Annotated in this window: 7 protein-coding genes; 6 read left to right on the forward strand and 1 reads right to left on the reverse strand. The window is 63.3% G+C overall.

Annotation, left to right across the window (positions count from 1 at the left end):
• Positions 1–217: 217 nt before the first annotated feature.
• The 6 genes from pgi to AC3WJP_RS16130 all read left to right on the forward strand — a co-directional run bounded on the left by pgi (position 218) and on the right by AC3WJP_RS16130 (position 9989).
• Positions 218–1882, forward strand: a complete 1665-nt coding sequence (pgi, locus tag AC3WJP_RS16105) for a glucose-6-phosphate isomerase (RefSeq protein WP_493722764.1) — start codon at positions 218–220, stop codon at positions 1880–1882.
• 148 nt (positions 1883–2030) lie between these two features.
• Positions 2031–3968 carry an acetate--CoA ligase gene (gene acs / locus AC3WJP_RS16110; protein ID WP_493722765.1) on the forward strand — a complete coding sequence of 646 codons (1938 nt, stop codon included), beginning with the start codon at positions 2031–2033 and terminating at the stop codon, positions 3966–3968.
• A 104-nt stretch (positions 3969–4072) separates the two neighbouring features.
• Positions 4073–5251 carry an acetyl-CoA C-acetyltransferase gene (locus tag AC3WJP_RS16115; protein WP_493722766.1) on the forward strand — a complete coding sequence of 393 codons (1179 nt, stop codon included), beginning with the start codon at positions 4073–4075 and terminating at the stop codon, positions 5249–5251.
• Positions 5252–5585: 334 nt separating this feature from the next.
• Positions 5586–6602, forward strand: a complete 1017-nt coding sequence (locus AC3WJP_RS16120) for a class I SAM-dependent rRNA methyltransferase (RefSeq protein ID WP_493722767.1) — start codon at positions 5586–5588, stop codon at positions 6600–6602.
• 151 nt (positions 6603–6753) lie between these two features.
• Positions 6754–9690, forward strand: coding sequence for a DUF748 domain-containing protein (locus tag AC3WJP_RS16125; protein WP_493722768.1), 2937 nt, complete (start codon positions 6754–6756; stop codon positions 9688–9690).
• The gene (locus tag AC3WJP_RS16130) at positions 9687–9989 is read left to right on the forward strand and encodes a DUF2845 domain-containing protein (RefSeq protein ID WP_493722769.1); all 303 of its coding nucleotides are present in this window, start codon (positions 9687–9689) and stop codon (positions 9987–9989) included. Before AC3WJP_RS16125 ends, AC3WJP_RS16130 begins: the two co-directional genes overlap by 4 nt.
• A gap of 199 nt (positions 9990–10188) precedes the next feature.
• Here AC3WJP_RS16130 and AC3WJP_RS16135 read toward each other — a convergent pair whose 3' ends face one another.
• Positions 10189–10542 carry a BON domain-containing protein gene (locus AC3WJP_RS16135; RefSeq protein WP_226507082.1) on the reverse strand — a complete coding sequence of 118 codons (354 nt, stop codon included), beginning with the start codon at positions 10540–10542 and terminating at the stop codon, positions 10189–10191.
• Positions 10543–10685 lie beyond the last annotated feature (143 nt).

Consider the following 10685-nt stretch of genomic DNA (forward strand, 5'->3'; position numbering starts at 1 on the left):
CATCTGCCAACGATTGCGAAAAGTATCAGTCAAAAGGCAATCCAGGCGCAGACAGATGCGCAAAGGATGTTTACTGTAATCACAGTTCCGCTTGATCTGCGTCCGGCGTCGTCGCCTGCAGTGCGTCAAGACCTGCAGTGCGGCTCGAACCGCTACGCAACCTGACCGGATCAGTCAGTGTCCACGAGGCAGTACCAGTAAAAGGAAACCCGCAGCGATGGCGTACTACCGCACTCCTCACGACGTTACCCAGTTGCCCGCATGGAAGGCCCTCAGCCAGCACCGCACCGCCATGCAGGATTTCAGCATGCGCGAAGCATTCCAGGCCGACCCACAGCGCTTCAATCAATTTTCCCTGAGCGGTTGTGGCCTGTTCCTCGACTACTCGAAAAACCTGATCACCACCGAGACCCGCGACCTGCTGGTCAAGCTAGCGGCCGAGGTCGACCTCAACGCGGCGATCAAGGCGATGTTCGCCGGCGAGACCCTCAACGCCTCTGAAGGCCGCCCGGCGCTGCATACCGCGCTGCGTCGCCCGGTCGGCGACAAGCTCAGCGTCAACGGCACCAACATCATGCCGGACGTGCACAAGGTGCTGAACCAGATCACCGAGCTGGTCACCCGCATCCATGACGGTCTGTGGCGTGGTTACACCGAGAAGCCGATCACCGACGTGGTCAACATCGGTATCGGTGGCTCGTTCCTCGGCCCCGAACTGGTGTCCGAGGCATTGCTGCCGTACAGCCAGAAAGGCGTGCGTTGCCACTACCTGGCGAACATCGACGGCAGTGAGTTCCACGAACTATCGGCCAAGCTGCGGGCCGAGACCACCTTGTTCATCGTCTCGTCGAAATCCTTCAACACGCTCGAAACCCTGAAGAACGCTCAGGCTTCGCGCGCCTGGTACCTGGCGCAGGGCGGCTCCGAAGCCGAGCTGCATCGGCACTTCATCGCGGTCTCGAGCAACAATGCCGCCGCCGTGGCGTTCGGCATCCGCGAAGAAAACATCTTCCCGATGTGGGACTGGGTCGGCGGGCGTTACTCACTGTGGTCGGCCATCGGCTTGCCGATCGCGCTGTCCATCGGCATGGCCAACTTCAAGGAGCTGCTGTCCGGTGCCTACACCATGGACCAGCACTTCCAGACCGCGCCGTTCGAGCAGAACATCCCCGTCCTGCTGGCTCTGCTGGGCGTGTGGTACAACAATTTCTGGGAGGCCCAGAGCCACGCGATCCTGCCGTACGACCACTACCTGCGCAACATCACCAAGCACTTGCAGCAGCTGGACATGGAATCCAACGGCAAGAGCGTGCGTCAGGACGGTACTCCGGTCAACGTCGAAACCGGTCCGGTGATCTGGGGCGGCGTAGGCTGCAACGGCCAGCATGCGTATCACCAGTTGCTGCACCAAGGCACACAGATGATTCCGGCTGACTTCATCGTCCCGGTGGTCAGCTTCAACCCGGTCGCCGATCACCATCAGTGGCTGTTCGCCAACTGCCTGTCCCAGAGCCAGGCGCTGATGCTCGGCAAGACCCGCAGCGAGGCCGAAGCCGAGCTGCGTGAAAAAGGCATGGCCGAGGCCGACATCCAGAGACTGGCGCCGCACAAAGTGATCCCGGGCAACCGTCCGAGCAACACTCTGGTGCTCGAGCGCGTCAGTCCGCGGCGCCTGGGTGCACTGGTGGCCATGTATGAGCACAAGGTGTTCGTCCAAAGCGTGATCTGGGGCACCAACGCCTTCGATCAGTGGGGCGTGGAACTGGGCAAGGAGCTGGGCAAGGGCGTGTACCAGCGCCTGACCGGCGGCATCGAAGAGCCTGCCGAAGACGCTTCGACCCAGGGCCTGATCAATTACTTCCGCGGTCGTCACCGCGGGTAACGGATCCATCCTGTAGCGAGGGGGCTTGCCCCCGATTGCGGTGTAGCAGTGGCAGTAATGGCACTGATAGACGCAGTCAGGGGCAAGCCCCCTCGCTACATCCGGCAGCGCCTCTATACTCATCCGATCACAAGGATGAGGTTTGGCCATGTTCGAGCTCAGCGCATTCCCCGTCGCGGAGGCTGTCAGCAAGGCGGCTCGATTGAGTCACGCCGACTACCAACGACTCTATCGCCAGTCGATCGACGATCCGCAGACCTTCTGGGGCGACCAGGCGCGCGCGTCCTTGCACTGGTTCACCCCCTGGCAACAGGTGCAGCGCTGCGACTTCGCCAGCGGCCAGGCGGCCTGGTTCGAAGGCGGCGAGCTCAACGTCAGCTACAACTGCATCGATCGCCATCTGGACGACAAAGGCGAACAGGTGGCGATCATCTGGGAGGGCGACCATCCCAGCGAATCCGCCGAAGTCACCTACCGCAAACTGCACCGTCACGTCTGCCGCCTGGCCAATGTGCTCAAGAGCCGAGGTGTGCGCAAAGGCGATCGCGTGTGCATCTACATGCCGATGATCCCGGAAGCGGCCTATGCCATGCTCGCCTGCGCGCGCATCGGCGCGGTGCACTCGGTGGTGTTCTCGGGGTTTTCCGCCGAGGCCCTGGCCGATCGCCTGCAGGATGCTGGCGCCAACACCGTGATCACCGCCGATGAAAGTGTGCGCGCGGGCATTTACGTGGGTCTCAAGGACAACGTCGACCAGGCGCTGCTGAGTTGTCCACAGGTCGGCACGGTGATCGTTGTGCAGCGCACCGAGGGCGAGGTGCGATGGGTCGAAGGGCGCGACCTCTGGTACCACGAGGCCGTGCACGGCGCGAGCGTCGACTGCCCGGCCGAGCCCATGGCCGCTGAAGACCCGCTGTTCATCCTCTACACCTCCGGCAGCACTGGCAAACCCAAAGGGGTGCTGCACAGCACCGCCGGCTACCTGTTGCAGACCCTGCTCACCTACCGCGATGTCTTCGATTACCGCGAGGGCGATATCCACTGGTGCACCGCCGACATCGGCTGGATCACCGGGCAGAGCTATATTGTCTATGGCCCCTTGGCCGCCGGAGCGACTACCTTGATGTTCGAGGGCGTCGCCCATCATCCCGACGCCTCGCGCAGTTGGCGGATCATCGACAAGCACCAGGTGAGCACTTTCTATACCGCGCCCACCTCGCTGCGGGCGCTGATGAAAGAAGGCAACGCTCATCTGCTCGACAGTTCCAGAGCAAGCCTGCGAGTACTCGGCAGTGTCGGCGAGCCGATCAATCCGGAAGCCTGGAACTGGTTTTTCCACGAGGTGGGGCGCCAGCGCTGCCCGATCGTCGACACCTGGTGGCAGACCGAAACCGGCGCCATCATGCTGTCGCCTCTGGTCGGCACGCCCGGCCGCAAGCCCGGCAGCGCCATGCAACCCTTGTTCGGGGTGCAGCCGGTACTGCTCAGCGAGCAAGGCGAGCCCATTGAAGGCGCGGGCAGCGGCCTGCTGGCGCTCAAGGGCAGCTGGCCGGCGCAGATTCGTAGTGTGTGGGGCGATCATCAGCGCATGATCGACAGCTATTTCGCACCCTTCCCCGGTTACTACCTGACCGGCGACGGCGCCCGCCGGGACGCCGATGGCGACTTGTGGATCACCGGCCGTGTCGATGATGTGATCAACGTCTCCGGGCACCGTATCGGCACCGCCGAGATCGAGAGCGCGCTGGTGTTGCATGAAGGCATCGCCGAAGCCGCGGTGGTCGGCTATCCGCACCCGCTCAAGGGCCAGAGTATCTACGCCTTCGTCACGCCGATGAGCGGCGTGCACTTCGATGCAGCGTTGCGCGAGGAACTGCTGGCGCTAGTGAGCCGCGAGATCGGTCGCTTCGCCCGCCCCGAGCTGCTGCAAGCCGCGGACGCCTTGCCGAAGACGCGCTCCGGGAAAATCATGCGGCGGCTCTTGCGGCGCATCGCCAGCAATGAACTCGACGACCTGGGTGATACTTCGACGCTGACCGACGCCAGCGTGCTCGACGACCTGATCGCCAACCGGCTCAATCGTTGAGGATGGCAGCGGTTGGCCTATCCATGTCACCATGCGGATCGATCCCATGCCGGTGTCGCCCCCCTCGGCACCCTGACAAAGCCAATAATATCGAGGTCTGAACCATGCAGGACGTTGTCATCGTTGCCGCCACTCGCACTGCCGTCGGCAGCTTCCAGGGTGCCCTGGCGCATATCCCGGCCGTTGACCTGGGCGCCGCCGTGATCCGCCAACTGCTGGCCCAGACCGGCCTCGACCCGGCTCAGGTCGATGAAGTGATCCTCGGCCAGGTGCTCACCGCCGGCGCCGGACAGAATCCCGCTCGCCAGGCAGCCATCAAGGCCGGGCTGCCCCACGCGGTGCCGGCCATGACCCTGAACAAGGTCTGCGGCTCGGGGCTCAAGGCCCTGCACCTGGCGACCCAGGCCATTCGCTGTGGCGACGCCGAGGTGATCATCGCCGGCGGTCAGGAAAACATGTCCCTGGCCAACTACGTGATCCCCGGCGCGCGCACCGGCCTGCGCATGGGCCACAGCAGCCTGGTCGACACCATGATCAGCGACGGCCTGTGGGACGCCTTCAACGATTACCACATGGGCATCACCGCCGAGAACCTGGTCGACAAGTACACCATCAGCCGCGAACAGCAGGACGCCTTTGCCGCCGCCTCGCAGCAGAAGGCCAGCGCCGCCATCGAGAGCGGGCGCTTCGTCGATGAAATCACCCCGATCCAGATCCCCCAGCGCAAGGGCGAGCCTGTGTCGTTCGCGGTTGACGAACAGCCGCGGGCCGGTACCACGGCCGAGGCACTGGCCAAGCTCAAGCCGGCATTCAAGAAGGACGGCAGCGTGACCGCTGGCAACGCGTCATCGCTCAACGACGGCGCGGCGGCGGTGATCCTGATGAGCGCAGCCAAGGCCGAACAGTTGGGCTTGCCGGTGCTGGCGCGGATCAAGGCCTACGCCAACGCCGGGGTCGATCCGGCAATCATGGGCATCGGCCCGGTCAGCGCCACGCGCCGCTGCCTGGACAAGGCCGGCTGGACGCTGGCCGAGCTGGACCTGATCGAGGCCAACGAGGCCTTCGCCGCGCAGGCCCTGGCGGTGGGCAAAGAGCTGGACTGGGATGCCAGCAAGGTCAACGTCAACGGCGGCGCCATCGCCCTTGGCCACCCCATCGGCGCCTCGGGCTGCCGGGTACTGGTGACCCTGCTGCACGAGATGATCAAGCGCGATGTGCACAAGGGCCTGGCAACCTTGTGCATCGGTGGCGGGCAAGGGGTGGCGTTGGCGATCGAGCGGTAGGCTCGTTGGCAATCGATGGACCAGCAGGGCCGGCCTCATCGCGGGCAAGCCTTGCTCCCACAGGTGCAAGGCTCAGAACCCGTCAACACTGTGGGAGCAGAGCTTGCTCGCGAAGAGGCCGGTACAGCCGGCCCATTACCTCACCGGATTGCCGCAATGCGCCTCTTCGCAGGCAAGCCTTGCTCCCACAGGTGTAAGGCTCAGAACCCGTCAACACTGTGGGAGCAGAGCTTGCTCGCGAAGGGGCCGGTGCAGCTGGCCCATTACCTCACCGGATTGCTGCAATGCGGACCAACACTGGTAAACTGCGCCCCTGTTCACCAAGGCGCTTCGCATGTCCGTTTTGACCCAGGCGCTGCGCGCCGCCCTCGACTCCCGCACCGAATTGCTGGCCACCTTGCACAGCCAAGGCACCGATTGCTATCGCCTGTTCCACGGCAGCCAGGAAGGCGCTGGCGGCCTCACCCTGGACCGCTACGGTCCGCAACTGCTGGTACAGAGCTTCCACCAGCCACTGGAGCGCGACGCCCTGCTCGGCCTGCATGCCGAGGTCCAGCAGCACCTGGGCCTGCCCCTGCATCTGGTGTACAACGATCGCTCCCGCGGCAATTCCCGTATCGACCGCCATGACACGGTCTACAGCGCCGAGCCAGCCGCCCTGGAAGATATGATCGGCCACGAATGGGGCCTCGATTACCGCGTGCGCGGACGTCATGCCGGACAGGATCCACTGCTGTTTCTCGACCTGCGCGAAGCCCGCGGCTGGGTCAAGGACCACGCCCGCGGCAAGTCCGTGCTCAACCTGTTCGCCTACACCTGCGGCGTCGGCCTGAGCGCCGCGGCCGGTGGCGCCAGTCAGGTCTGCAACCTGGATTTCGCCGAGGGCAATCTGGCGGTCGGTCGCGAGAACGGCTTGCTCAACCCCCAGTTGCCGCCGATGTCCTTCGTGCAGTCGGATTACTTCCCGGCCATCCGCCAGCTGGCCGGTTTGCACATCAGCCAGCGCCGCGGACAGAAACTGCCCAGCTACCCGCGCCTGGCCCAGCGCCAGTTCGATCTGGTGTTGCTCGACCCACCCGCCTGGGCCAAGAGCGCCTTCGGCACCGTTGACCTGCTACGTGATTACCAAAGCCTGCTCAAACCGGCCATCCTCACCACCGCCGACGATGGCGTGCTGATCTGCTGCAACAATCTGGCGAAGGTCGCCTTCGACGACTGGCGCGATCAGGTCCTGCGCTGCGCCGAAAAAGCCGGCCGCCCGGTGCGTCAATGGTCGCGCCTCGGCCCGGGTGCCGACTTCCCCTCCACCGACGGCCAGCCACCACTGAAAATCATGGTGCTGCACTTCTGAACCTGTAGCGAGAGGGCTTGCCCCCGACTGGATCCGCGGCTACCGATTTCCCCAGCCAAGCCTCTTCGCAACAGCCAAAGCACGGGGTTCATCGGAACTGTATCCCCGTGCCATACTCCAAGGCACCTCGATCGAACAGACGAAGCCGCACATGCCCAAAGGATTGCAACGCGCCCTAGGCGCCACCCTGATTGCCCTGGCCCTGTACAGTCTGCTGGGCTTTCTGGTCCTTCCCGGGGTCGGCCTGCGCATCGCCAATCAGCAATTGGCCAAGTACGCCAACGTGCCGGCGCACCTCGAACGCCTGGAATTCAATCCCTTCAGCCTGGAGCTGACGCTGTGGGGCCTGCGCCTCGGCGCGCCGGGTGCCGAACAAGTGAGCTTCGATCGCCTCTATACCAACCTGCAAATCGACAGCCTGTGGAGCGGCGCCCTGCACCTGTCTGCGGTGGAACTCGACAAGCCGCACACCGAGTTGCTGTTCGACAAACAAGGTCAGCTCAACCTCGCGCAGCTGTTCAAGTTGCCGCCCTCGGCACCCGGCCCCGCCGATGCGCCACCGTCCAAGCCGTTCCCGCTGCGCATCGACAGCATCAAGCTTGCTGAAGGCTACCTGCACTTCAACGATCCGCGTCCCAGCGAGCCGATCGAATTCGTCTACAACTCGATGAATCTGGAGCTCAAGAACCTCAGCACCCTGCCTGAGGACAACGCCGACATGACCCTGGCCGCCGTCAGCCCGGATGGCGGACGCATCGACTGGACCGGCAACCTGAGCCTGTCGCCGATCGCCTCCACCGGCAAGCTCAAGGTCAGCGACGCGCGGATGAAGGTGTTCTGGCCTTACGTGCGCGACGCCGTGCCGATCGATCTGCAGGAAGGCGTGCTCAACCTCAGCACCGATTACCAGCTCGATCTGGCCAAGCAGACCGAGTTGCTGCTGAGCAACGCGTCGCTCAGCGTCGCACCGTTCGCCATCAAGGCGCCCGACGGCCGGCCCTTGGTCAATCTGGCGCGCCTGGACATCAGCGAGACCAGCGTCGACCTGGCCAAGCAGCAGGTGCAGGTGGGCAAGATTCGCAGCAACGGCCTGGAAACCTGGGTCGCGCGCGAGGCCGATGGCCAACTGGACTGGCAGAAGCTGCTGGCCAGCCAACCGGCCAAGGCCGCGCCCGTGGAGGCCAGGTCGCCGGCCACTGCGGACAGCAAACCCACAGCAGCCCCGGCGCCGAGCAAGCCCTGGCAGGTGGTGCTCAAGGACGTGCAGCTGCGGGACTATAAAGTCCATGTCGCCGACAAGGCGCAAAAGGACCCGGTGGCGCTGGACATCGCCCCGCTCAATATCGATGTACACAACTTCGACAGCCTCAACGGCTCGCCCTTTACCCTCAAGCTCGATACCGGGCTGGGCAAGCAAGGCAAGATCAGCGCCGAAGGCGAGGTCAATCTGCAACCGGTAAGCGCCCGCCTCAAGGTCGCGACGCGCGATATCGACCTGCGCGTGGCCCAGGCCTACATCACTCCGTTCATCCGCCTGGAACTGCGCAGCGGCATGCTCGACAGCGATCTGGCGGTCAATCTCAAGAACACCGCGCCGCTGGCCATGAGCATTACCGGGCGAGCCCAGGTCGATCAACTGCATACGCTGGACACGCTCAAGCAGCGCGACTTCGTCAAATGGGAACACCTGATGGTCGAGGGCATCGACTACGAGCACGGCGACAGCCTGAGCATCGACAAGGTCAACTTCGACAAGCCCTACGCGCGCTTCATGATCAACCCCGACCGCACCACCAACGTCGACGACCTGTTGGTGCCGCAACCGGCCGACAACGGCGCCAAGCCTACCGACAAAGTCGCCAGCACGGCGAGCGCCAGCAAGCCGATGGGTATTCATATCGGTGGTGTCGCCATCAACGATGGCTCGGCCAACTTCGCCGACTTCAGCCTGCGCCCCAATTTCGGCACGGCCATTCAGGAGCTCAACGGCCAGATCGGCACCCTCGACAATCGCAAGCCGGTGCCCGCCAAGGTCGATATCAAAGGCCAGGTCGACCGCTATGCGCCAGTGACCATCGCCGGCAGCCTCAACCCCTTCGACCCGATGTCGGCACTGGACATCGCCACCAGCTTCAAGCGCGTCGAACTCACCAACCTCACCCCTTACTCGGGCAAGTTCGCCGGCTACCGCATCCGCAAAGGCCGACTCAACCTCGACCTGCATTACCAGATCACCAAGGGCCAGCTAAAGGCCGAAAACAACGTGGTGGTCGAGCAACTGCAATTGGGCGAGAAGGTCGACAGCCCCGACGCCGTGAGCCTGCCAGTCAAGCTCGCCATCGCCCTGCTCAAGGATACCGACGGCAAGATTTCCATCTCGCTGCCGGTCACCGGCGACCTTAACAATCCGCAGTTCAGCGTCATGCCGATCGTCTGGCAGACCTTGCGCAACCTGGTGCTGCGGGCCGCCCAGGCGCCGTTCAAGTTCATCGGCGGGCTGATTGCCGGCGGCGGCAGCGACGACCTCGGCACCGTGGCGTTCGCGCCAGGTTCCAGCGACCTGGATGGCAAGGCCCAGGCCGCGTTGATGAAGCTCTCTGCGGCGCTCAAGGAACGCCCGGCGCTGCGCCTCGAAGTCGAAGGCAGCGCCGCCCAGACCAGCGATGGCCCGATCCTGGCCGAACGCCGGCTGCAGAAGGAATACCAGAGCACCTACTACAAGATGCTGCAGCGCCGGGGTGACAAGGTCCCGGCCGATGCCAGCCAGATTACCGTGCCGGAAGACGAGAAGCCGCCCATGCTCGAGGCCATCTATCGCACCCGCTCCAAACAGCAACCGCCGGCCGAATGGCAGCAACTGGACAGCAAGGCGCGGGCCGTGAAGATGCATGACGCGGTGATCGATTCCTGGGATGACAGCACGCCGCTGCTGCGCGAGCTGGGTCAGGCTCGCGCCGCCAGCATCAAGGATTTCATGGTGCAGAAGGCGAAGCTGAGCGATGATCGCGTCTTCTTCATCGACGCCAGCCTCGGCCAGGCCGAAAAGGACGGCAGCGTCGTCACCCACCTGCATCTGGATGCTGAATGAACGCTCTGCACACCCTCGCCGCCAGCTTGACCATGCTGGCCGCTGCCGCCGCCCATGGCGACGATTCGATGCGTTGTGACAGCGCCCTGGTCTCGGTGAACGACAGCATGAACACGGTGCTGCGCAAGTGCGGCGAGCCCAGCGGCCGCGGCCCGATCAGCTATCTGAAGAACACCGACGGCAAGCAGCGCGAGGAGATTCCCGTTCAGCAATGGACCTACGGGCCTACGTACGGGATGTATCACTACCTGCGTTTCGAGGGCGATCGCCTGGCCGATATCACTGGTGAGCGTGGCTGAAATTTCGGCGCGTATTCGCGAGCGCTTTCGCGAGCAGGCTTTGCTCCCATAGGCGCCAGCTTGCACTGAAGGTATTGGCAAGAGTTCGTGAGACGCCCACATACAAAAAAGCCCCGCAGCATATCTGCTGCGGGGCTTGTCGATCAGATCCTTCTGCTCTTCGCATGAACCCTTTGCAGGGTTAGCGATTTTCGCAAGCTTATTCGGCTTTCAGGCCGTCAGCCGAAACAGCCTTGACGCCTTTGATTTTCTTGGTGATCGCGACGGCAGTGGTTTTCTGCGCTTCGGTGATCGCCACGGTCGACGAGAGGGAAACCACGCCTTTGTTGGTTTCGACCTTGATGTCGGTGCCTGGGATGCCTTTCTCGGTCACCAGGTCAGATTTGACCTTGGTGGTGATCCAGGTGTCGGAGGTCGATTCTTTGGCTTTTTCCATTTCACCGGCGGCCACGACCATCGGCTGAGAAGTCTGGGCAGCCTGGACCATGGCAGCGTTGGCCAGAGTCAAGGTCAGGGTAGCGGCAGTGGCGGCGGCAATTGCGAACTTCTTCATACGAGTCACTCCTGTTTTTCGAAAAACCTGCGCCCTTTATGTCAAGGCTGCAGAGTTACTAGATAGGATTGCAGGGGTTGTGCCAAGTTCAGATTTAAAAATATCCCTTTAAAATCAATAATTTAAAAAACAATCAAAATCTT

Source organism: Pseudomonas sp. GW821-FHT01A09, from assembly GCF_058986725.1.

Bases quoted from the DNA above. Each gene is read 5' to 3' on its own strand.
- pgi (WP_493722764.1), top strand. From the start codon at position 218: ATGGCGTACTACCGCACTCCTCACGACGTTACCCAGTTGCCCGCATGG.
- acs (WP_493722765.1), top strand. From the start codon at position 2,031: ATGTTCGAGCTCAGCGCATTCCCCGTCGCGGAGGCTGTCAGCAAGGCG.
- AC3WJP_RS16115 (WP_493722766.1), top strand. From the start codon at position 4,073: ATGCAGGACGTTGTCATCGTTGCCGCCACTCGCACTGCCGTCGGCAGC.
- AC3WJP_RS16120 (WP_493722767.1), top strand. From the start codon at position 5,586: ATGTCCGTTTTGACCCAGGCGCTGCGCGCCGCCCTCGACTCCCGCACC.
- AC3WJP_RS16125 (WP_493722768.1), top strand. From the start codon at position 6,754: ATGCCCAAAGGATTGCAACGCGCCCTAGGCGCCACCCTGATTGCCCTG.
- AC3WJP_RS16130 (WP_493722769.1), top strand. From the start codon at position 9,687: ATGAACGCTCTGCACACCCTCGCCGCCAGCTTGACCATGCTGGCCGCT.
- AC3WJP_RS16135 (WP_226507082.1), bottom strand. From the start codon at position 10,542: ATGAAGAAGTTCGCAATTGCCGCCGCCACTGCCGCTACCCTGACCTTG.